We start from the raw sequence: 22,734 nt of genomic DNA on the forward strand, positions 1-22,734 counted from the left end.
GTCAGTTTCCTATTGGCGGCAGATCCCTCACCAGTGATTGCAGCTCGCGAGTGATCGCAATCAGCTCCTTCAGCAATTGGGGGTTCACGTCCATGTGGCCCTCGTATTCGGCCAGATTGCGGGCCGAATGACACTTGTCCAATACGCGCCATTTGGCATTGGGTAAGCCAATGGTGTGTTGCAGGCACTGGAAGACGATGTAGCGACTTTCGGAACGATACCCGTGCCATCTCAGGGCGGCGAGCGATAATGCGTGGGCGGCGCCATAAGCCAGAGAGAACTGGCTGTCCTCAGACAATCCTTCAATGCAGGCGTCCCGGAGTTTGGTGTCGGCAGCCTTGAGCATGCCGTCGAACTCCCGGGCATCGGGTGGTTCTGCCTTGAGTCGTCGGATCCTGACCAGATTATCGAGTGCTTCCATGCAATGTGTCCTGTCTCAGTGGCTGAAGCGGAGGTCGAGGCGGGGTTGGTCCAGCACCCGGGTGACAAAACTCTGATTGACTTTGATACGCTGCTCGAACTCGGCGGGAGAGTATAACGTGGGATTGATGGTTCGTTGTAATTGTTGTTCGGCGGGGGCCAGCAGTTCCATAACCTCGCTGTAACTGAGATCGTGGCCGATCAGCATGACATCGACATCGCTGCCCGCATGGGCATCCCCTTTTGCCACGGAACCGTAGATAAAGGCCTGTTCGAGGGTATCCGCCAGTGGCGCCAGGGCATTCCGGAGCACATCGGAAATACCAAAGGTTTTCTGGACGATGTGTTTCAGCTCATCGAAGATCGGGTTGTCCGGGTTGGCCTGGTAGTGGTTCTGGTTGCCTTGGCGGGTCATGACGACCAGACCGGAATCGGTCAGTTTGGCCAGCTCGCGGACAACGGTGCCGCGCCCTATATTTGCCAGCCGTACCAGTTCATTCAGGTACAGGCTCTGGTCTGGATGGCCATAGATAAGCGATAGCAGGCGCTGTTGGGTTTTGGTAAACAGTGCGTCACCGATACTGGTTCCGGGCATGGTCAGGTCGCATCTCATGAGTCTCAATATGGGTACTTTAGTACCTGATTTGGGTATTTTCAATCCCATATTGGGCTCTTTAAGTCCCAATTTGGGGATCTCTGTGGAGGGTCTATGAAGTTTTCTGTGTTTTACCAGCAGGCCTTGGCCCGGAAGGGTGGCGAACAGGCCCTGAAATCCCTGTTGCCTCCGGTCACCGAAAAGCATCGTCTGGCGGAGATCAGCGACGACCGTTACCTGTCCGAGATCACCCGATGCATTTTCAAAGCTGGTTTTGTCTGGCGGGTGATCGAGAACAAGTGGCCGGATTTTGAGGCGGCATTCGAAGGGTTTGTGCCCGCCTACTGGCAGCAGGTGCCGCCGGAAATGCTGGAGCAGCTGGCTACAGACGAGCGTATTGTTCGCAACATGCAGAAGATCCGAACCGTGCCGGAAAATGCCCGGATGATCATGGATGTGGCGAAAGATCATGGTAGCTTTGGTCAGTTTCTGGCCCAGTGGCCGTCGACCGATCAGGTGGGGCTGCTGCTTTACCTGAAGCGTAACGGTGAGCGTCTGGGCGGGAACTCGGCCCAGTATTTCCTGCGCCGGGTGGGTTGGGATGGCTTTATCCTGTCCCACGATGTGGTTACCGCCCTGACCCGGGCCGGAATTCTGGATGCCTCACCGGCCAGCAAGAAAGGCATGAGCCAGGCCCAGGAGGCGTTCAACCGTTGGCACGAAGAGACGGAAATGCCCATCAGCCACCTGTCCCGGATAGTGTCCTTCACGGTGGATAACTGACGATGCCCCCACGTTAGAGAAACAGCAACAGCGCCAGTTCGCTGAACACGACAGCTGCGCCCAAGGTGTCGCCGGTGTAGCCGCCAAGCTGGCTACGAAGATAGCTGCCCCAGAACACAGCAACCAGCAGGACGGCCGTTATGGCTGCGGGAATCAGTAACGGCTGCCAGAGTGATAATCCGGCTGCTAGCAACAACACAAACCCCGCGGCCGCCAGCAAACGGCTGCGGGAGAAACCGTCTGCCACCGGCTTGGATTTACTCTTGTCGGGGTCAGTGACGTACGGCAGGCAGGCCATCAATATCAGTGGTGTCAGCCGGGAAACCGCAGGTGCCACCAGCAACGCAAGCCAGATCAATTCAGCCTCAGCCAGCAGAGCTACTTTCAGCAGCAAGGCCATCACCAGTGCCACCGTGCCATAGGTTCCGATCCGGCTGTCTTTCATGATCTCCAGCCGTTTTTCCACGGTATAGCCGCCGCCGAGAGCATCAACACTGTCGGCCAGGCCATCTTCGTGGAAGGCCCCGGTGATAAACAGGTGCAGAATAACCACCAGGATAATGGCCGCCAGCGGGCTGGCCACCAGTGAGAACAGAAAATAGGCGGCGCAATAGCCAAGGCCGAGCAGAAGGCCCACCAGGGGAAAATAGACGCTGCTCTGGTTCATCAGGCGCTGGGAGTAATCAATCCGGACGAGCATGGGGATACGAGTCAGGAATCCCAGTGCCAGCCAGAAAGCCTGCCATTCTTGTGCAATCCGCGAGCGAGGGAGCAAGGGCGCCTCCTTGAGAATTCAAAAGCGCCCATTGTACGTGAGACCAGCAAAGTTTGCGGCGTTCTCAGAGTAGCATCAGTCCAGCCACTCCCCGGGGTTGTCGGTGGTAAAGCGTGTCACCTTGTCCGGGGGTTCACAGCTGTCCGTCATGTCCTGGTCGCTCAGCAGCACGTAGGTATCCCTGTGAGCAGTGCCCAGCGGTCGGGCACCCTGCTTATTGAAACAGCCAAGCTCCCCGTCTTCAGCCACCATTAAATAGCTATCCGGTGTCTCCCGCATCCAGAGCCATGCGTTGCGGCTTTCCTGTTCTGTGTCACTGAAGTAACTGAAATGGGTAAAGTCCCGCTTTGAAAACAGAATGAACTGTTCCCGGAAATTGATCATGCCAATCTGCCCGCCGGCAGGCACGAACTGCTCGGCTGCGGCGAGCACATTTCTGGGTGTGCGCAATGGCTCGAGAATCCGATAACCCCAGGTTGTGAACACCAGCCAACTCACCATCAGGGCAATGAACCAGCGCCCGAGTGCCCGACAGCGCCAGAACGCCATGAGACTTGCGACCCAGATAAACCCAAGGGTGAACAACAGGGTGCCGGCTTCGTGCAGTCGAGCCGGATCCTGAGTGTAGTCAGCGACCTTTTCCACCAGACGAGGGTGGTCATTCCAGGCTAGGACGCCCAGGATGATCAAGGCTGCACCAAGCAGCAGATGCAGAACACTGGTGACCGCCCCGAACCAGCGTGCCGGGTTTTGTCCACTCAATGCCGGGGCCAGGCTCAGGGCCAGTGCCGGCAAAGCCGGGAGCACATACACTCCGCGTTTGCCCGGGCTCAGGCTGAAAAACGCCACCACCAACACGACCCACGCCAGCAGAACCACCACGTCCAGCCTGTGTTTGAGAATCTCACGAATGGGCCGCAGCAGTGCCAGGAATAGCAGCGGCAGCGGAAACCACAGCGAGGGAATCACGCTGGCGAGGTAGTAATACCAGGGCTGAATGTGCCCCCAGGAATCGGCATAGCGCTCGCCGGTCTGTTTGAACAGAATGTTGTCGCGATAGGCCAGGGCCTCGTCGGTGCCCAGGTGACTGACGGCCAGCACCATCGGCACCAGCCAGGCTGCCACAACGGCCAGCATGACCAGGGGGCCGAGGGCGCAGCGCCAGCGGAGTGTGCCCTGAAACCGAGAAGTGTCCTGCAGTTTCAGGGCCAGTATCGGAATGAACAGCAAGGCGGGCAGAAAGCCAACCCCTTTGGTAATAATGCCAAGCCCCATAAAGGCCCAGGCCACGAAATACCAACGCCAGGACGGCTGCACGAAAAAATGCCGGATCAGACCGTAACAGGCCACCATGATCCAGCAGGCCACCATGGCATCAATCTGGGCTCGCTGGGCCTGAATCAGGAACTGGGGTGCCACCATCAGCAGCAGTGCGGCAATGGCGCCGGTGCGTTGGTTCCACAAGCGTGTGCCCAGATCGAACACCAGGCCCAGGGTTAGCAGGCTGCACAGGGCGTTCGGTAGCAGAAACGCGATTTTCAGGTTGCCGGTCAGCCAGTAGAAAAAGGCGATGGCCCACATGAACACCGGTGGTTTGTCCGGGTAGAGTTCGCCGCCCCGCATCGGCAGCAGCCATTGCCCGGAGGTCACCATTTCCCGGGCCACTTCGGCGAATCGCGGTTCGTCGGCGGGCCACGGAGAGCGTAACCCGATGCCGGTCAGAATCATGAGTGCCGCGAAGGCCAGTACCACCAGTAACAATCGGTTGTACGGCAGATTGAATAAGGTGTCGGGTAAACGCCGAAGACGGAAGTCGAGTGTCATAATCGCAACTCAGGAGGGGTCAGATACGGAATCAGCAAGGGTCTGATTGCGCTGGTTGTGATACAGGTAAGCGCCAATGGCACTTGCCAGCGCGAACAGAACCGCGCTTACCACAAGCTGATCGAGACGGGCCTGGCCAATCCCTGCGCCGGCCATTGCAAAGATCACCATCTGGGGCAGGTAGCCAAGAACGCTGCCCAACAAAAATGGGACGAATCGTATCCCGGAACACCCGGCGAGGAGATTGGTGACAAGATTGCTGCCTACCGGCAACAGCCTGATCATGAGTATTTTGAGCAGAGTGCCTTCCGTGAACAGCAGGTCAAAACGTTGCATGCGATCTGAAAAACGGTTCAGGAGTGATGTTCGCAAAAGCCAGCGTGCGACAAAAAAGCAGCCTGTCGCGCCAATGGCTGTAGCGATAGTCGATAGGATCGCACCCTGAATGCTGCCTGCGGCAAATCCCAGAACGAAAGCGAGGACCTGTCTGGGGGCTCCGAATCCAGTGAAAAGTGCACCGAGCAGCGTAATGGCTGAAAGTCCTGCCAGCCCATTACTGTTCAGGAAATCTGCCACGCGCTCCTGATCGGTCAGAAAACCGAACCAGTCCCCGCTCATGGTCAGATAGCCTGTTAATACCAGGATGGCGAAAGATAGCCAGCGCAGTCCCGAAGCCATATCAAGCCCGTTCCGTTGCCGGTCGACTGTTGTTCGGATCCTCTAGGTTTGCAATTTGAGGAACTCGTGTGCGGTGAAGTAACCACATAACGCCGATCATATCGACGATTCCGGCCCATGCACGGTTCCAGGCATTGTATTTGGAAATCCCGGCCATTCTTGGGCGATGATTGACCTCGACAATGGCGATTTCGCCTCCCGCGCCTTTCACCAGCGCGGGAATGAACCGATGGGCGTGATCGAACCACGGCAGTTTGAGAAAGGTCGATCGGGGAAACAGCTTCAGTCCACAGCCTGTATCGGGAACTCCATCATGTAGAAAGGCGTTGCGAATACGATTAGCCAGGCGTGATTGGAAACGTTTCCATGCTGTATCCTTCCGATTTCTGCGATAGCCGGCAATACAAAAGTCGGGATTGTGGAGTCTGTTCGCTTGTTGCAACAGTGCTGGAATATCGGCGGGGTCGTTTTGACCATCTCCGTCCATTGTCACAATCAGTTGGCCTGTGGCGCGAAGGATACCGGTCGCCAGTGCCCCGCTCTGTCCGATGCTCTGTTCATGTCGAACCGCCAATAGCCTGCCCCCCAAAGCCTCGGCAGTGCGACGAGCTGTTGCCAGTGTCTGGTCGGAACTGCCATCGTCCACGAGCACGACTTCAAAGCCCGGGTAATCCCTCATAACGTTGAAGGCCTCGGTCAGCAGCTTCGCGATGTTTTCCTGCTCGTTTTTTGCAGGAATGACCAGTGACAGAGTGCTGTGCTGAGACATTGAGATATTCTCCAAGATGTTAACCAAACCACGTTGCCGTGCGGTTTATGCCTTGGAGAATTATCAGCCTTGAAGCTTAACCGAATCTTAAGAGCGTTTCGTGAGCGCCGGGCATCGTGCTGGCAGCCATACTTGCACACAAAGCCCGGGTTGACCGTCTGCCCTGTCTGCCAGGATAAGATGGCCGCCATGGAGCTCGGCAATACGCCGAGCAATCGCCAGCCCCAGCCCTGCGCCTCCTCCTTTACGTTGATCCAGTCGCACAAACCGGCTGAGTGCGCGTTCACGCTCCTCCGCGGGAATTCCAGGACCCTGGTCACAAACCGAAATGGCGTAGCCTTCACCTGCGGGAACGAGATTGGTGGTGATTATGGTATGAGGCGGACTGTATTGGATGGCGTTGGCCAGCAAGGAGCGCATGAGGGTGTTAATCAGGGCACTATGGCAGCTAATCAGGGACTGACCTGTTTCGTCCTGGAGCACCGGCTCTATGTTTTTCTTTAGCGCCAGCGGTGCAACATCTGCGATGCTTTGTTCCAGAATGGAGGAAAGATTGTGATGCTCCGGTGGAAACTGAGCGCCGGAGTCCACCCGACTCAGTAACAGCATTTGTTCGACCAGATGAACCATTCGGTCTACGGCCTGGATAAGGTCTCCATATTGTTCGGGGTTGTCACCGTAAACTTTCTCCAGATTCAGGCGCAGCGCGGCCAATGGGGTTCGCAGCTCATGTGCCGCATCAGCGGAGAAGCGGCGTTCACGTTCCAGAGCCTGATTCAGCCGTCTCAACAGGCCGTTGACTGCGTGCACCAATCCAGCTACTTCTTTCGGAGCCTGACGATCATCGAGGGGATGGATGTTCTCAGGCGCCATGTTCCGAACCGGTTTTTCGAGTTTTCTCAAAGGCTTGAAGCTCACCTGAATTGATGCCAGGACGGCTATGGCCAGTAGAGGCAACGCCAACAGAAAAGGCAGAACGTTGCCCAGCGCAATTTCCTGGCTCAGTTCATCCCGAACGTCCTCTCGCTGGGCGGTACGTATCCAGAACCCGGTCGATGTATCTCGCATGGTAAACGTTCGCCATTGATAGCCGGCGGCCTCCTGCCAGGCAAATCCTGGCTCAAGGCCCTGGGCATCGTTAGCCCGGAGCGTGTCCAGCACAGGTTGTTGATCAGGAGACCAGACTTCGAAAGCGATTTTGCGTTCGTATTTATGCCCGGCACCGTCGGGCAGAATTTCGTCCTCTTCTTCATCGCCCTGAAATAATGCGTCCGGCAATTCGAGAGTTTTCGACAGCGTAAAGGCTAACTGCTCGATAGACTGAGTGCTCGAGAGATGTTCCACCAGCCCCTGCACAATCCGGGTACTTTGTGCCAGCTCCGCATCGAACAGTTCGTCCAACTGGTGATTGCTGACATAGAACCCCCAGCCTGCCGTGATCAGAGTGATCATAAAAACAGTGCTGGTAATTAGCAGAATCAGCTTCCGTGTCAGGCTCATATTTCTTGGCCTTCCGAGGCTGCTTTGCTGTCCAGCATGTAGCCAACGCCGCGCACAGTGCGAATGGCCTGCTTACCCAGCCGCCGGCGCAGATGGTGAACGTGAACTTCCAGGGCGTTGCTCTCGGCACCCTGATCCCAGCCGTAAAGTTGTTCCTCCAAACGTCGTCTGGTTGCCACCTGATCAGGGTGCCGCATCAGATAGTGAAGGATCTGCAGTTCGCTACGGGGTAGCACGAACGTCTCTGTGCCTACCTGCAATTGCGCAGAGTCCGGATCAAGCACGAGTCGCCCCACCTTGAGTCCTGAGACTCGTGTGCCTGAGCGGCGGCGAGTAACCGCCCTTATCCGGGCTTTCAGTTCTGACATGGCAAAGGGCTTGGTCAGGTAATCGTCTGCCCCTGCATCCAGTCCCTGTAGTTTTTCGGTCAGTTCGCTCCGCGCAGTCAGGATGATGATGGGCAACTCTACGCCCTGCTCCCTCACCTGGCGGACAATGTCCAGGCCATCGACACGGGGTAACGTCAAGTCAAGAATGGCCAGGTCAAAGCTCTCGTTCAGTAAGGCGTTCAGAGCCTGTTGGCCATCATCGACCCAATCTACGGTATTCTGGTCGTCCCGGAGCATGCTCAACATGGTGTTGGCCAGGGGGTGGTCATCTTCGGTCAGAAGTATGCGCATTCTGTTACAGCCATCCGTTTGGTGTTCAACTCAAAGGTTGTTTGTGCTCTTCAGTGTAATTGAAAGCTGGCGGAGTGCGGCCGGAATCATTGCTCAACGCTGCACTCTTGGTTACCGGTTCCAGCAGAAACAGAATGTAACGCCGGTTTTGATCGACCGGATCGGCTATCTGCTCCAGTTGGTCGAGCAAGTCCCGCTGATCTTTATCCACCGCTACAGCGATGGGCAACGTTCGATTTCCATCAGCGAGTTCGCGCCTGAGGGCTTCCACCTCGATGCCATCAACTCTACCCGCGCTGTAAAACCGGGCAGAAAACGGAGGTTCGCCGGTATAAACAAGCCTTGCAGAGGGCTTGTCAGACAGATGACTGGCGGTCATCACCAGCTCCCGTTCCGTTCTCAGCAGCTCCGGATGAAGGCTCACCCAGCCGCTGGCAAGTGAGCCAAGCACGGGGATGAAAAGGGTGGCGGCCACTGAGGAACGCTTCAAGCGTCGGCCGATGTCTGGCATCAGTAGCCCGGAGCTGAGCGCGGCAACAAATGGCAGACCAGGCAGCACATAGGTCCAGAGTATGTTACCGGCCAGGGTAAAGAACACGGCCGGTGTCACCGCGGCCAGGAGTACCAGCGCGCTGACATGTTGTTCGCCAGTATGCCATTGCTGCAGCTGGAAGGCGCCGCACCAGTGGTTGCGAAGCACGCCAGCCACCGCGACAAGCCCCCAGGGCATGCTGGCAAGCACAAGATAGAGCCAGATCGTTCCCCGGGGGAAATCGTGGGCACTGCCGTAAAGGTCACCCTGCCAGCCGCTGACGACAAAGCGCTTGATGTGCTCACCGACAATGAAGTAATCCAGGAAACCCGGTGTCTTCAGCTCTGCCAGGACATACCAGGGCGCTGACATCAACAGGGTCAGGGCCAGCCCGCGCACCCAGGGCAAACTGTGCCAGAGGGTCTGCCAACGGTTGAAGGTGAGCGCCCAGAGGAACACCGGCAGGCCAGCAAGCACCAGAACCAGTGGTCCCTTGGCCAGCAGGCCAGTAGCCAGGCCGATGAAGAACAGCCAGCCCCAGAGCGGCGGCCCCCCCTGCAGGCGAATGATCAGGCTCACCAGTGTCAGGCTGGTGCCAAGGGCCAGGAATGAATCCGTCATTACCGTGCCGGCAGACAGAAAGCCCAATGCCGTAGTGGCGTAGATTAACGCAGCCCAGAGCCCTTGAGTTTTGGCTCCGTGGCCGAGCGGGTCGGGGTGCAGGTAGCGACGCAGGTTGTAGACCAGCCAGACGATGCCGACATTGGCCAGCCAGGAGGGCAGTCGGCCGGCGAATTCGCTGACGCCGAACAGCTTGAACGACAGTGCCTGAGTCCAGAACGACAGGGGCGGCTTGCCCCAGAAAGGCACACCAATATCGAACCAGGGGGTTATCCAGTCGCCGGTTTCCGCCATGATCCGCGCCATCTCTGCGTAGCGGGGCTCGGTTGTGTCCGCGAACGGCAACAAGGCAGACAGGCCGAGCCTGGCAGCAAGCACCGAGACCAGCAGCCACAGCAAGGTGTTACTGATTCTGGTCATGGCCGGCCACTCGCAGCATGGGTTGTATGTAAGTCATGGTCTCCTGACTATCTTCCGCCACGATAAAGACCGGGCGTTGCTTGGTTTCCATATAGATGCGCCCGATGTATTCCCCCAACAAGCCGACACACAGAAGCTGGACGCCGGACAGGAAGGTGATCATGGCAATCAGGGAGGCATAGCCCGGTGTTGAAATGCCGAAGGCCAGCGCCCGGATTACCTCCCAGAGGCCAACGGTGCCGCCTGCCCCCGCGGCCAGTAAGCCCAGCACAAGGGCCAGTCGCAGTGGTCGGGTCGAGAATGAGGTGATGCCCTCCATGGCCAGGTGTACGAGTTTCAGGTAGTTCCACTTGGTGCTGCCTGCGATTCGGGGGTCGCGATCGAATTCCAGGGTTACGGTGGGCATACCGACCCAGGCAAACATGCCCTTGAGGTAACGGTTGCGTTCCGGAAGCCGGTTCAGGGCCTCGACCGTGCGCCGGCTCATCAGCCGGAAGTCGCCGGTATCGACCGGAATCGGAGAATCGCTGATCCGATTGATCAGACGATAGAAAAGGCTGGCCGTGATGCGTTTAAGCCAGCTTTCGCCGGCCCGGGATCGGCGTTTCATCAGCACGACATCGGCCCCTTTGCGCCATTCGGCAAGCATGTCGGGAATCAGTTCGGGGGGATCCTGAAGGTCTGCATCCATAAGCACCACGGCCTCGCCGCGGGCGTGCTCCAGGCCGGCCGAGACTGCCGCCTCCTTGCCGAAGTTTCGGGACAACTGCAAGACACGGATTTCTGGCTGCCGTTGCCTGGCGGCCATCAGAATGGCGACCGAATCATCCCGACTGCCGTCGTCGACAAACAGCAGCTCAAAGCTGCCGTCGAGCTTTTGCCCGGTTGTCCAGAGTCGAGCCAGCAGGGCCGGGAGCACTTCAGCCTCGTTGTGGACCGGAATAACTATGCTCAGCATAGGTTCAGGGGAGCTTGAGCGTTGTTTTTTCATGGAAAACAAACCTCTTGGCAAAGAAGTAATTGGCAACCGTGACGAGTGCCGTGGCCAGGAACTGTGCTGACAGGACTTTGAGGCCAGCCAGGCTGAGAACGGAGAAGCTGAAAAGGTTCAGGGTCCAGCCCAGACTGGCTGCCGCCAGGTATCGCGGCATCGCGACTCGGTGCGGCAGGTTCGAGGCAAACGCGTACTGATGCTGGGCCACGTAGTTGAAAACCAGTCCGGCCGTGGCTCCGGTTGCTGTTGCGAGCCTGGGGTCAAGCCCGGCCTGAACCAGCAGGCCCATCATCAGCCAATGCAACAGCGTGGCCAGTCCGCCGGCTGCAAGGAAACGGGCAAGTCGGCGTTGAAAAAAATGGCGAGCTTTGGGCATAGGTGTTTGCGTCTGTGTCGATTGTTTTCGGGATAGCCCCGAGGTTGGCCGCAATCTACCCCTCCTTTCTTAAGTGAGCCTTAACCGTGCAGGCACAGAAACCTTAAGGCGCTCTTAAGGTTTCTGTGGTGCCGTCTTAAGACTGGTTTAAGCCAGCCTTTCTAATCTGTCAGCCATGACCCTGCGTCCGTCAGGGCCAGGAAAAGCAAGTAGAGAGAAGGCAGCCATGACTGATCCGTTAACAATGTCGACCTGTTGTCCTCCGGATTCCGGGGAGTTGGTTCCGGCCGTCCGTTGTGCTGGCCGGTGGTTTTGCGAAATCCAGTCCAACACGCCATTGGCCCACACGGTGTCGGATTTCATTCGGCGCCGCTTCCTCCACGCGTACGGGGCCGAGCCTTCCCTGCGTATTCCACGGCTTCTGGCCCTGACAACCGCTCAGGGAACGCTGCTGGCCGCCGTTGGCGTGCGCAATGCGGAACAGGAACGGCTTTTTCTGGAGGATTACCTGTCGGTTCCGGTGCAAACCCTGATGCCGGAACCGGGAACCAAGCGCAGCGGTATTGCCGAAATTGCCCACCTGGCCGGGGTGGAAGCCGGGGTCAGCCGCTATCTGTTCGCCTCGCTCTCAGTGTGGTTGGATGCTGCCGGCTATGACTGGGTGGTGTGTACCGGTACCGACCAGTTGCGTAACAGTTTCCATCGGCTCGGCATCGCCACGCAGGTGCTGGCGGATGCCGACCCTTCCAAATTGCCGGATGGCGGCGCTGGTTGGGGTCGCTATTACGACCATCATCCGGTGGTGATGACCATCAAGGTCGCTGATGGTATGGCGGCCTTGCGCGCCGCCGGCTTGCTGAAGCTGGTGCAGCCGGTTGTTGCGGCCGAGGATAAACCGCAGGCGGATCTGGGAGGTGCCTATGGCCGCCTTGCCTGATCTCCTGTCTCAGCGGGTCCGGCAACATCCGGATCGCATTGCACTGCAGGGGCCAGACGCCAGTTTCAGTTATCAGCAGCTATGGCGGGCGGCGCAGTTGGTGGCCGAGCAGTTGCGGAACCTGGGCGTGAAACGCATCGGCCTGTGTGGCGACAACACCCCGGCCTGGGTGGTTGCGGACCTGGCTTGTCTGATGGCGGACGTGGTGTGTGTACCGGTGCCGGTGTTTTTTTCCAGAAGCCAGACCGAGCACCTGATTCAGCGGGCCGGGCTGGATGCCCTGGTATTCAGTGGCGAAGCAGAACAGGCGGAGATGATCGGTCATGGCGTCTGGTTGAGACATTTGCCGGTGTCCCCTGCTGCCTCCTGGATGCCGGAACACACCGCCAAGATTACCTTCACCTCCGGCAGTACTGGTACCCCCAAGGGCGTGTGCCTGTCGGCGCAGCAGCTGGCGGCGACCGCCGGTGCGCTGCAGCAGCGGCTGGAAGGTGTGGAGCTGGAGCGACACCTGTGCATTCTGCCGCTGGCAACCCTGCTGGAGAACATTGCCGGGGTTTACCTGCCCCTGCTGATGGGCGCCGCGGTGACGGTTGCCCCGTTGCAGACCCTGGGCATGACCGGCAGCAGTGGCCTCGATCTCGGCCAGCTGGTGGCCGGCCTGAACCGGCATCAACCCCATTCCGTGATTCTGGTGCCTGAGCTGGCGATGGCGCTGGTCAATGCCGGCGAGCAGGGATTGCTGACAACGGATTCGTTTCGCTTCCTGGCGGTCGGCGGCGGCCGGGTATCGCCGGACCTGTTGGCCCGGGGACGGTCGATTGGGTTGCCTCTGTACGAGGGCTACGGTTTGTCTGAATGTGGCTCGGTGGTGGCGCTGAACGTTCCCGGAGCCGAGCGAGAAGGCTCGGTGGGCCGGCCCCTGGGGCATGTGCAGGTAAAGGTGGATAACGAACACCGGATTCTGGTTCGGGGCAATACCCATCTGGGGTATCTCGGTGATGAGCCGCAAGCCGATGACTGGCTGGATACCGGAGATCTGGGCGACCAGGACGCCGAGGGCTTTCTGGCCGTCAACGGCCGGGCCAAGAATCTGTTGATCACCAGCTTTGGCCGGAACATCAGCCCGGAATGGCTGGAAAGTGAACTGGTCCAGGCATTGGGGGCCACTCAGGCCGTGGTATTTGGCGATGGTGAGCCACAACCCGGTGCTTTGGTGGTGATCACCGATAGTCGAAGCCCTGATGATGTGCGTGCGGCCCTGACGTTGCTGAATGCCGGTTTGCCGGATTATGCCCGCCTGCAGGCTGTGTACCTGCGCCGGCAACGGCTGACCCAGGCCGAGGGTCACATCACGGCCAACGGTCGCCCGGTGCGGCACCAGATTCAGGCGGACCTGCCCAGGCTCATGGCCGAATCCTTTCCCTTATTCATGAATCTCTCAGTGCCTGCGGGCACTTCTATCCGACAGCCAACGCCAGGAGGCTCCAGCATGGCATTTTTTGACCGACTGCAATCCGAAACTGAACAGGCCCGGGCCCATGTCACCGGAGCCCCGGTGATTCAGGCTATCCGCGAGGGTCGCTTTGATCTTGAGGGTTACACCTGGTTCCTGACCCAGGCCTATCACCACGTGAAGCACACCGTGCCACTGATGATGGCCTGTGGTGGCCGGCTGCCCGAACGGCTGGAATTCGTGCGCAAGGCACTGGTGGAATACATCGAGGAAGAATACGGCCACCACGAGTGGATTCTCAACGACCTTGAAGCCTGCGGTGAAGACAAGGAAGCCATTCGTCATGGCCAGCCCGATACCTCCATCGAGTTGATGGTGGCCTACCTGTATGACCGCATCCAGCGGGGTAACCCGGCGGCTTTTTTTGGCATGGTTCAGGTGCTGGAGGGCACCTCCATTGAGCTGGCCACGCCCCTGGGTGAAGCCATCCAGAAACAGCTGGGCCTGCCCAATCAGGCGTTCAGTTATCTTTACTCTCACGGCGCCCTGGATCAGGACCACTTCGAGTTCTTCCGCAACCTGATGAACGACATCACCGATCCGGAGGACCAGCAGGCCATCATCGAGGCTGCGCGCATGGTGTATCGCCTTTACGGCGATATGCTTCACAGTATTCCGCTGCGGGCCCATGGCAAGGAGCAACGTCATGAGGCTGCATGACCGTACCTTCCTGCTGCTGGGTGGTACCGGTGGCATTGGCCAGGCCCTGATCGGGCCGTTGGTGGAATGCGGTGCCCGGGTGATCGTTGCGACCCGGCATCCGGAGCGGCTGGAAAAGCGCGCCGGCGTTTCTCCGGTACACCTGGAGCTGGCCAGCCCGGAGCTGGATCGACAGCTTCAACAGTTGAGTGAGGTGTATCCCGATATTGATGGCGTGATTCATTGCGCCGGCCAGAACCGGTTTGCGGCGCTGGATACCATGGCGATCAGTGACCTGGATGCCCAGCTTATGGTCAATCTGCGTTCCGCCATGCTGGTGGCCCGGCATTTTGTGCCTCGTTTCCGTAAAGCGGGCGTGGGCGCCCTGGTGTTGGTGGGGTCCACCTTCGGCAGCATCGGGTTTCCCGGCTACACCGCCTATTGCGCCAGCAAGTTCGGCCTGCGCGGATTCAGCGAAGCCCTGCGCCGGGAGCTGGCGGACACCCCGGTGCAGGTGGTGTACGTAGCGCCCAGAGCCACGGCCACGGCTATGAACCCGGCGCCGGTGAACGAGCTGAACCGTGCCCTGGGCAATGCCATGGACGCACCGGAAGCTGTCGCAGCCCAGATTCTTCAGGCGATGGAAAAAGATGAACGCCGGCGGTTTCTCGGCTGGCCGGAAAAACTGTTTGTGGTGATCAACGGCATCCTGCCGAAGCTTGTGGATAAAGCGATGTTAAAACAGCTGCCGGTGATCCGGCGCTTTCTGGATTCAGGAGTGGTGTCATGAAGTGGATCGTAATGGTGTTGGCGGGGGTCATGGCCATGCCCCTCTGGGCTCAGGACATGCAGGCGGAACTGGCCCAAATCCAGCAACGCTGGGCGCAGATCCAGTATCAGTTGCCAGACGATGATAAGGAAAAGGCATTTGAGTCACTGGCCAAAGAGGCCGAGACCTTTGTCGCTGATTATCCGGGCCGTGCCGAACCGCTGATCTGGCAGGGTATTGTGCTCAGCACCTACGCCGGTGCCAAAGGCGGCCTGGGTGCGCTGGGGCTGGTGAAAGAGGCCCGCGCCTCCCTGGAAGCGGCCCTGAAGATCGCTCCGGAGGCGCTGGATGGCTCAGCCTATACCTCGCTGGGTAGCCTTTATTATCAGGTGCCAGGCTGGCCGTTGGGGTTCGGGGATGATGAGATGGCCCGGAAGTACCTCCAGAAATCGCTGGCAATCAACCCGGACGGTATCGATGCCAATTATTTCTTCGGTGATTTTCTGGCACAACAGGACGAGCCGCAACGGGCCCGGGTCTATCTTGAAAAAGTGTTAGCGGCCCCGTCGAGACCGGGTCGGGAAGTGGCGGATGCCGGCCGTCGGGCGGAAGCAAGGGCCCGCCTGGATAGCCTGTAAGGTTCTGTTCGCAGCGACTGTCGGGCTGGACTACACTCACTGAAGATAAGGGTGACGAGTACAGGGGAGACAGGCCATACATGGCAAAACAGCCCGGGGAGCAGCAGCCAGAGGGCCTGTCGGCCGCGTTTTTCCAGAAACTGGCGTCTGGAGTGCCAGGGGTTTTGTTTACCTACTGGCTCAGCGCTGATCACCAATCCCACTATTACCCGTTTGTGAGTTCCCAGGTCCGTGACCTGTTCGGTGTTGAGCCAGAGCGGCTGAAGACCAGTGCAGACTCGGTGTTCAGTGTCATCCATCCCGAAGACGCTGCCGGTGTGGGCGAGACCATCCTGCAATCGGCAAAAACGCTTGAGCCCTGGTGCTACCGGGCCCGGCTTCGGATGAAAAATGGCGAGTACCAGTGGTATGAAGCCCATTCCGTACCGGAGCGGCAACCGGACGGCAGCACGCTATGGTATGGCCAGTTCCACAACATCCAGCACTACAAGGAGCTGGAGCACCATCTTCGGGATAGCGAAGCGGAATTCTCGTTCCAGGCCGGTTTCCAGAAGCTGATTGCCCGGCTTTCCAGTGAGTTCATTCATCTCGGATTTGGCTCCATTGACGACTGCATTGATGAGTTGCTCAGATCCATCGGCGCCTTCTTCAGCGTTGATCGCGCCTACGTCTATGCCTTTTCGCCGGACCTTGCCACCATGACCAATACCCACGAATGGTGTGCTCCGGGTGTGCCATCGTTGATGGCGGATCAGCAGGCGGTGCCGATTGACGATTTCCGCTGGTGGCAGCAACAGATTCGCCTGATGGAGAGCCAGAGCCAGGTGGTGTTCATTGAGGACACTGCGGATTTGCCGCCTGAGGCCGAAAATGAGCGGGCATTGCTGGAGCAGCAGGGAGTCAGTTCCATGTTCTGCGTCCCTGTCCGGATCCGCGGCCAGGTGATGGGCTTCTTTGGTGTGGATTCGTTATCCCGGCGGAGTTGGCGGCGGGATATGGCGGATCTGTTGATTATTGTCTCTGGTCTGTTGTCCGGTGCGTTGGAACGCAACCGGCTGGAAGAGGACCTGCTTAACCAGTCGATTCGTGATCCCCTGACTGGACTGCATAACCGTCGTTACCTGATGCCCCGGCTGGACGAGATCCTTGCTGCCAGCAATCGCCATGGCGACCGTTTCTGCCTGGCCATGTTCGATATTGATCACTTCAAACGGATAAACGACAACCTGGGCCACCTGGCAGGTGATCAGGTACTGATGCGATTTACCGACCTCCTGCTCGCCCATACCAGAACCACCGATGTGGTGTCCCGCTTCGGGGGTGAGGAATTTCTGGTGGTTTTTACCGGGGTAACCGAGAGGGATGTGCAAACCCTGGTGATGCGAATCATGGAAGCAGTAAGGGAGGAGGAATGGTTGGTCGACGGCAAGACATTAACCGTTACGGTCAGTGCCGGGGCGGTGTGCGTGTCGGAGCTGACAGACGAGCCGGCCACCCCGGAGGCAATGATTGCCAGGGCAGATGATAGGCTGTACCAGGCCAAGGATGGGGGCCGGGATTGCCTGGTTGATGCATCGGGATTATCGCGCATATAAGAAAACAGCATTTCACCTTATATATCGTTTCAGTATATCCTTAGATCAAATTAAAGAACTGGCGACTTCAAAGGTGAACACCATGACTCAGCCCATCGTTCAGCATTTTTTCGACGAACCCACTAACACCTTCAGTTATGTCGTGCGCGATCCCGGCAGCCGGGCTTGTGCGATTCTGGATTCGGTGCTGGATTTCGATTATGCCGCTGGCCGCACCGATGTGCGCTCGGCCGACGAGATTATTCAGTACATCCAGGCGAACGATCTGACCGTGGAATGGATTCTGGAAACTCACGTACATGCGGATCACCTGTCAGCAGCTCCCTACCTGCATGACAAGCTCGGAGGCAAAACCGGTATCGGGGCAAAAATCATTCAGGTACAGGAAATTTTCGGCAAGGCCTTTAACGCCGGTACCGAGTTTGCCCGCGATGGCAGTCAGTTTGACCGGCTCTTTGAGGAAGGCGACACCTTTGCGATCGGCAGCCTCGAAGGCAGTGTGCTACATACGCCCGGCCATACACCGGCCTGCCTCACCTATGTGATTGGCGACGCCGCATTTGTGGGCGATACCCTGTTTATGCCGGATTACGGCACGGCCCGCTGTGATTTCCCGGGCGGAGATGCCCGGGTTCTGTATCAGTCCATCCAGAAAGTTCTGGCGTTGCCGCCGGAGACTCGCATCTTCCTGTGCCATGATTACAAGGCTCCTGACCGTGATGAATACCAGCACATGACCACCGTGGCCGAGCAGCGCCGGGCCAATGTGCACGTGCACGATGGTGTGTCGGAAGAGGAGTTTGTGAAGATGCGCACCGAGCGGGATGCAACGCTGGATATGCCGAGGCTGATCCTGCCGTCGGTGCAGGTGAATATGCGGGCGGGCCATATGCCGTCTGCAGAAGACAACGGCCAGGTGTACCTGAAGGTACCGGTCAACCTGTTCTGAGCCGCGCATGAATCTGAAACGCTATCTGCCCATTCTGCAATGGGTGCCATCCTACGGTCGTGACCAGGCCACCAGTGATCTGGTGGCTGCGGTTATTGTCACCGTTATGCTCATTCCGCAGTCCCTGGCGTACGCTCTGCTGGCAGGCCTCCCGGCGCAGGTCGGGTTGTACGCCAGTATCCTGCCACTGGTGGTCTATGCGGTATTCGGAACCAGTCGCACCCTCTCTGTTGGCCCGGTGGCGGTGGCCTCGCTGATGACGGCGGCTGCTCTGGCGCCACTGGCCGAGGCGGGCACTGCTGAGTATCTGGCTGGAGCTATTTTGCTGGCGGTGATGTCTGGCCTGATGCTGACCCTGATGGGGGTGCTGAGGCTGGGATTCCTGGCCAATTTCCTGAGCCATCCGGTGATATCCGGGTTTATTACCGCCTCGGGCATTGTCATTGCCGCCAGCCAGCTCAAGCACCTGTTCGGTATCCAGGCCAATGGCCACAACCTGTTGGAGATTGGTCATTCGTTACTGGTTTCGCTGGGCAATACCAACTTGCCCACGCTGTTGATCGGGGTCGGTGCCCTGCTGTTTCTGCTGTGGTCTCGCCGGTACCTGAAACCGGTACTGCATCGATTTGGCCTGGCGCCCCGGGTGGCCGACATCCTGACCAAGACCGCGCCCATTCTGGCGGTGCTGATCACGACTCTCGTTGCCTGGGTATTGCGGCTGGATGAGCAGGGGGTGCGACTGGTCGGTGAGGTACCGTCAGGATTGCCTACCTTCACCATGCCCAGTCTGGATATTGGCTTGTGGTCCCAACTGGCGGTCAGCGCCTTGCTGATCAGTGTGGTGGGTTTCGTGGAATCGGTTTCCGTGGGTCAGACCCTGGCGGCCAAACGGCGCCAGCGCATTGACCCGGACCAGGAGCTGATTGGTCTGGGTACTGCGAACCTGGGGTCCGGCCTGTCGGGCGGTATGCCGGTTACCGGTGGCTTTTCCCGTTCGGTGGTGAACTTTGATGCTGGCGCAGAAACGCCGGCGGCTGGCGCTTACACGGCGGTGGGCATCGCCCTGGCCACTCTGTTCCTCACTCCGGCCATAGCCTGGCTGCCCCAGGCGACGCTGGCGGCGACCATTATTGTGGCGGTGATCACCCTGATTGATCTGCCTGCACTGGGCCGCACTTTCCGATATTCCCGTACCGATTTCGGGGCCATGCTGGCGACCATCCTGCTTACCCTTGGTCACAGTGTCGAAGCCGGTATCATTGCCGGGGTGGCGTTATCGATTGGCCTGTTCCTGTACCGCACCAGTCGCCCCCACAGCGCCGTGGTGGGCCGGGTGCCGGGCACCGAGCATTTCCGCAACGTGCTGCGCCATGAGGTGGAACTCTGTCCCAAAGTTACCTTCCTGCGGGTGGATGAAAGCCTGTATTTCGCCAATGCCCGTTTCCTTGAAGAAACCGTGATGGATCTGGTTACCCGGGAGCCGGAGCTGACCGATCTGGTGCTGGTGTGTCCGGCGGTGAACCTTATTGACGCCTCAGCCCTGGAAAGCCTGGAAGCGATTAACGAACGGCTGCGCGACGCCGGGGTGCGTCTGCATTTCTCGGAAATCAAGGGCCCGGTCATGGACCGGCTCAAAGGCACGGAGTTGCTGGAACACCTGGGCGGACGCATCTTCCTGAGCACTTATGAAGCCTGGCAGGCGCTCACGAACCGGGCGGCGTTGGCGGCTTGACCTGAACGGTGTGATCCCATTGACGGTGTATGGGGTATGTGTAGACACTGCCCCGTATTTCCAATCGCACCCGCACCGGTAAATCGCCATGGGAATGACCGACAACCTGCTCTCCACCAGTCAATGGCTGATCACCGCCGTGTTGTTTGCGGTGATCCTGTTAAACGCGGTGCGTTCTGTCGACTGGTCCGCCTTGCGCAGGGATAACGCTCTGCAGCATTCGTTTTTTGGCGCTGCGGTGATTCTGGGTTTTGTCTGGCAGTTGCGGGCAGGTATTTCACCAGGATTGGCGATTCACATCTTTGGCATCACGGTGATTACCCTGATGCTGGGTTGGGCTCTGGCCGTGCTGGCGGGTCTGCTGGCCCTGGTGATCACCGTCATCACCGGGCGAGAGCCGTTACTGATGTTTGCCGCCAACGGTCTGATTACGGTGATGGTCCCGGCACTGGTCAGCCATGGCATCATGTTGTGGGAACGGCGGCGCAATTTCCGTAACTTCTTCGCTTATATCTTCTTCTGTGGTTTTTTCGGAGCCGGTCTGTCGGTAGCCGCGGCAGGCATGGTGATGTGCCTGATGCTATGGAGCAGCGGCACCTACAGTTTTGATGAACTGGTGCATGAGTATCTGAGGTATCTGCCGCTGTTCATGATTCCGGAGGGCTTCATCAACGGCACCTTTGTCACTGGCCTGATGGTTTTCCATCCGGACCGGCTCAGTACGCTGGACCAGAGCCGCTACCGTTAAGGCCCTTATCAGATACCGTCACCCTGCTCGGAAACGGTCTGCAGTTCACGAATGTCCCTCCTGGAGTGGCTTCTCCGACGCCAGTTGTCCAGCCAGCCCAGTACTTCGGCTGACGGCATAGGCCGGGCGATGCCATAGCCCTGAACCAGATTGCAGCCCATGTCCCGCAGTGCGATGGCGTGCTCCAGCGTTTCCACCCCTTCGGCCAGTACGGGGTGGTCAAAACGCTGTGCGAGGAAAATGACGCTTTCGACAATGGCACGGTCATTGGCGTCGGTAAGCATGTTGCGGACGAAACTCTTGTCAATCTTGATGACATCCACGGGCAGGGTGCGCAGGTAGGTCAACGAGGAAAAACCGGTGCCAAAGTCGTCCAGCGCCACCTGCAGACCCAGAGACTGGCAGCGCGCCAGCACATTGCTGGCGCGTTTGGTGTCTTCCAGCGCCGTGGATTCCAGCACTTCCAGAGTGATTTGCCCGGGGCTCACTTCCGGATGGCTTTGCAGATAGCCTTCCAGGTAGTCCGCAAACTTCCGGTCCATCAGGTGGGGCGCGCTGATATTGATGCTGACTGCCAGAGCTTCGCCGGCTTCCCGCCATCGGTTCATCTGGTGAATCGCTTCTTTCAGCACCCATTGGCCCAGGGGGATCTCCAGGTGACTGTTGGCCAACGCCGGCAGAAAGGCATCGGGGGTAATCAGTCCTTTTTCGGGGTGGTTCCAGCGAATCAGGGCCTCAAAGGCAATCACCTGACAGTCGGCCATCCGCAGTTGTGGCTGGAAGTAGAGTGCTAATTCCTCGTTCTCCAGGGCCCGGGAAATCTCCATCAGCAGGTTCCGACGTTCCTTGCGGAAGGCATATTGGCCTGGATCGAAAATATAAAACTGGTTGCGGCCTTTCTCTTTGGCAGCATACATGGCCTGGTCGGCATGGCGGATCAGACCTTCGGCGTCGGTATCATCCTCCGGGTACAGGGTGACGCCGAGGCTGGCGGTCAGATTTACCGCTTTACCCGCCATGTCGAAAGGCTCACTGACCGAGCTCAGGATACGCTGATACAGCGGCTCGGAATGATCGCTCTGAATCAGCAGAACAAATTCATCGCCGCCGATTCGGGCGACGGTATCTCCGCTGCGGAGACTTCGGGTGAGCCGTTCCGCCACCATGCGGAGGGCCTCGTCGCCGAAATCGTGGCCGAGTTCATCGTTGATACCCTTGAATCCGTCCAGGTCAAGATAGCAGATGGCGAGTGAGCGTTTCTGCCGGTCCGCGTGCGCCCTGGCGGATCGCAACCGCTCTTCCAGAAGCTGGCGGTTGGGCAGGCCGGTGAGGTCGTCGTAATTCGCGGCCCGGTCGAGCTCTTTGGCGTGATTCTTCAGGGCAGTGATATCGGAGAACGCCGCCACATAATAATGTTTGCCGGGTTCTTCCAGGTGCACCCGGCTGATCGATAGCAGTTCCACATATTCCTCACCGTTTTTGCGGCGATTCCACACCTCTCCGCGCCAGTGATCGGTTTTTTCGATGGACTGCCACATGGAGCGGTAGTATTCCCGGGAATGGCGGCCAGAGCTCAGAATGGAAGGGTTGAGGCCGAGTACTTCCTGACGGCTGTAGCCGGTAATCCGGGAAAACGCTGGGTTTACATCGATAATGTGGTTGAGGTGATCGGTGATGACAATCGCCTCGTGGCTGCGATCAAAGACGCTGGCAGCGATGCGCAGGCTGCGTTCGCTGTTTTTCCGGTCGGAGATGTTGGTCTGGATTACCACAAAGCCGGGTTCAATGCCGTCCTCTCCATCGACGGGTGTGCAGTAGGTGTGTACCCAGTAAGGTTCGCCGTTGGCGGTGTAGTGCAGGATGTCTTCTTCAAACGCCTCGCCCCGGAACAGGTGGCGATGTATCCGGCTGACGGTCTCCAGATCCGTATCCGGGCCAGCCAGAACCTGATTCGGCAGTTTCCCGCGCACCGAATTCAACGAGTAGCCAGTGTGCTTCTCAAACGCCTGATTGACCCACTCGATGCAGCCACCGGCGTCCAGAATCAGTGCCATGTTGCGGGTGGCGGTGGCCACCAGCGCCAGTCGTTTCGGGTCGATATCCGTGGCAGGCTGAGGGGTATCCGGGGTGTTGGGCATAGATCAGGTGTTCCGGTTATCGGTGGCTTTCGGCTTCCTCCTCTCCATGTGAGAACTGTTTGCGAGTATAGCAATGATTGGCTACCCGCAACCTCCGTATTTGCCG

Annotated in this window: 21 protein-coding genes; 9 read left to right on the forward strand and 12 right to left on the reverse strand. The window is 58.6% G+C overall.

From position 1 onward, the window contains the following. Window position 1 precedes the first annotated feature (1 nt). Together ACF8YQ_RS01080 and ACF8YQ_RS01085 are read right to left on the reverse strand one after the other, a co-directional pair. The gene (locus tag ACF8YQ_RS01080) at window positions 2-421 is read right to left on the reverse strand and encodes a hypothetical protein (RefSeq protein ID WP_224851607.1); all 420 of its coding nucleotides are present in this window, start codon (window positions 419-421) and stop codon (window positions 2-4) included. A gap of 15 nt (window positions 422-436) precedes the next feature. After that, the gene (locus ACF8YQ_RS01085; RefSeq protein WP_224851608.1) at window positions 437-1,015 is read right to left on the reverse strand and encodes a nucleotidyltransferase domain-containing protein; all 579 of its coding nucleotides are present in this window, start codon (window positions 1,013-1,015) and stop codon (window positions 437-439) included. 114 nt (window positions 1,016-1,129) lie between these two features. On the opposite strand from ACF8YQ_RS01085, the gene ACF8YQ_RS01090 reads away from it, so the two are divergent. Further along, window positions 1,130-1,798 carry a DNA-3-methyladenine glycosylase I gene (locus tag ACF8YQ_RS01090; RefSeq protein WP_224851609.1) on the forward strand — a complete coding sequence of 223 codons (669 nt, stop codon included), beginning with the start codon at window positions 1,130-1,132 and terminating at the stop codon, window positions 1,796-1,798. 13 nt (window positions 1,799-1,811) lie between these two features. Here the strand turns inward: ACF8YQ_RS01090 and cobS are convergent, their stop codons facing one another. From cobS to ACF8YQ_RS01135, 9 genes are all read right to left on the reverse strand, one after another. After that, window positions 1,812-2,573 (reverse strand): adenosylcobinamide-GDP ribazoletransferase, encoded by a 762-nt coding sequence (gene cobS, locus ACF8YQ_RS01095; RefSeq protein WP_014420199.1) that lies wholly within the window; start codon window positions 2,571-2,573, stop codon window positions 1,812-1,814. Window positions 2,574-2,648: 75 nt separating this feature from the next. Then, window positions 2,649-4,397 carry a glycosyltransferase family 39 protein gene (locus ACF8YQ_RS01100; protein WP_121208141.1) on the reverse strand — a complete coding sequence of 583 codons (1,749 nt, stop codon included), beginning with the start codon at window positions 4,395-4,397 and terminating at the stop codon, window positions 2,649-2,651. A 9-nt stretch (window positions 4,398-4,406) separates the two neighbouring features. Next, entirely contained in the window at window positions 4,407-5,075 is a 669-nt protein-coding gene (locus ACF8YQ_RS01105; RefSeq protein WP_141066790.1) for a TVP38/TMEM64 family protein, read from the reverse strand. A gap of 1 nt (window position 5,076) precedes the next feature. Then, a complete protein-coding gene (locus tag ACF8YQ_RS01110; RefSeq protein ID WP_031211751.1) occupies window positions 5,077-5,844 on the reverse strand; it encodes a glycosyltransferase family 2 protein in 768 nt (255 codons plus the stop codon). A gap of 87 nt (window positions 5,845-5,931) precedes the next feature. Next, window positions 5,932-7,344, reverse strand: a complete 1,413-nt coding sequence (locus ACF8YQ_RS01115; RefSeq protein ID WP_396622352.1) for an ATP-binding protein — start codon at window positions 7,342-7,344, stop codon at window positions 5,932-5,934. Continuing rightward, window positions 7,341-8,024: a response regulator transcription factor gene (locus tag ACF8YQ_RS01120; RefSeq protein WP_011783840.1), complete on the reverse strand. Its 684-nt coding sequence runs from the start codon at window positions 8,022-8,024 to the stop codon at window positions 7,341-7,343. Before ACF8YQ_RS01120 ends, ACF8YQ_RS01115 begins: the two co-directional genes overlap by 4 nt. Before the next feature lie 25 nt (window positions 8,025-8,049). After that, complete coding sequence (locus ACF8YQ_RS01125) at window positions 8,050-9,597, reverse strand: glycosyltransferase family 39 protein (protein ID WP_114434339.1); 1,548 nt, start codon at window positions 9,595-9,597, stop codon at window positions 8,050-8,052. Beyond that, a complete protein-coding gene (locus ACF8YQ_RS01130; RefSeq protein ID WP_022990574.1) occupies window positions 9,581-10,555 on the reverse strand; it encodes a glycosyltransferase family 2 protein in 975 nt (324 codons plus the stop codon). Before ACF8YQ_RS01130 ends, ACF8YQ_RS01125 begins: the two co-directional genes overlap by 17 nt. A gap of 4 nt (window positions 10,556-10,559) precedes the next feature. Next, window positions 10,560-10,967, reverse strand: a complete 408-nt coding sequence (locus tag ACF8YQ_RS01135) for a GtrA family protein (RefSeq protein ID WP_011783843.1) — start codon at window positions 10,965-10,967, stop codon at window positions 10,560-10,562. 226 nt (window positions 10,968-11,193) lie between these two features. Here ACF8YQ_RS01135 and ACF8YQ_RS01140 point away from each other — a divergent pair, with 226 nt between their 5' ends. From ACF8YQ_RS01140 to ACF8YQ_RS01175, 8 genes are all read left to right on the forward strand, one after another. Further along, window positions 11,194-11,904 carry a thermostable hemolysin gene (locus tag ACF8YQ_RS01140; RefSeq protein WP_396622353.1) on the forward strand — a complete coding sequence of 237 codons (711 nt, stop codon included), beginning with the start codon at window positions 11,194-11,196 and terminating at the stop codon, window positions 11,902-11,904. After that, a complete protein-coding gene (locus ACF8YQ_RS01145) occupies window positions 11,888-14,080 on the forward strand; it encodes an AMP-binding protein (RefSeq protein ID WP_396622354.1) in 2,193 nt (730 codons plus the stop codon). Before ACF8YQ_RS01140 ends, ACF8YQ_RS01145 begins: the two co-directional genes overlap by 17 nt. Then, window positions 14,067-14,849 (forward strand): SDR family oxidoreductase, encoded by a 783-nt coding sequence (locus ACF8YQ_RS01150; RefSeq protein WP_396622355.1) that lies wholly within the window; start codon window positions 14,067-14,069, stop codon window positions 14,847-14,849. Before ACF8YQ_RS01145 ends, ACF8YQ_RS01150 begins: the two co-directional genes overlap by 14 nt. Then, the gene (locus ACF8YQ_RS01155) at window positions 14,846-15,466 is read left to right on the forward strand and encodes a tetratricopeptide repeat protein (protein WP_396622356.1); all 621 of its coding nucleotides are present in this window, start codon (window positions 14,846-14,848) and stop codon (window positions 15,464-15,466) included. The genes ACF8YQ_RS01150 and ACF8YQ_RS01155 overlap by 4 nt, the downstream gene beginning before the upstream one ends. Before the next feature lie 80 nt (window positions 15,467-15,546). Then, window positions 15,547-17,061 (forward strand): diguanylate cyclase, encoded by a 1,515-nt coding sequence (locus ACF8YQ_RS01160; RefSeq protein ID WP_226597462.1) that lies wholly within the window; start codon window positions 15,547-15,549, stop codon window positions 17,059-17,061. 82 nt (window positions 17,062-17,143) lie between these two features. After that, window positions 17,144-18,010 (forward strand): MBL fold metallo-hydrolase, encoded by an 867-nt coding sequence (locus tag ACF8YQ_RS01165; RefSeq protein ID WP_224851616.1) that lies wholly within the window; start codon window positions 17,144-17,146, stop codon window positions 18,008-18,010. A gap of 7 nt (window positions 18,011-18,017) precedes the next feature. Then, the gene (locus ACF8YQ_RS01170) at window positions 18,018-19,742 is read left to right on the forward strand and encodes a SulP family inorganic anion transporter (RefSeq protein WP_396622357.1); all 1,725 of its coding nucleotides are present in this window, start codon (window positions 18,018-18,020) and stop codon (window positions 19,740-19,742) included. An 88-nt stretch (window positions 19,743-19,830) separates the two neighbouring features. Further along, window positions 19,831-20,490, forward strand: a complete 660-nt coding sequence (locus ACF8YQ_RS01175; protein ID WP_222562756.1) for an energy-coupling factor ABC transporter permease — start codon at window positions 19,831-19,833, stop codon at window positions 20,488-20,490. Window positions 20,491-20,498: 8 nt separating this feature from the next. Here the strand turns inward: ACF8YQ_RS01175 and ACF8YQ_RS01180 are convergent, their stop codons facing one another. Further along, on the reverse strand, window positions 20,499-22,628 hold the full coding sequence (locus tag ACF8YQ_RS01180; RefSeq protein ID WP_396622358.1) for a putative bifunctional diguanylate cyclase/phosphodiesterase: 2,130 nt from the start codon (window positions 22,626-22,628) through the stop codon (window positions 20,499-20,501). Between the last annotated feature and the right edge of the window lie 106 nt (window positions 22,629-22,734).

This window comes from Marinobacter sp. W-8, assembly GCF_044342215.1.
Lineage (GTDB): Bacteria > Pseudomonadota > Gammaproteobacteria > Pseudomonadales > Oleiphilaceae > Marinobacter > Marinobacter nauticus.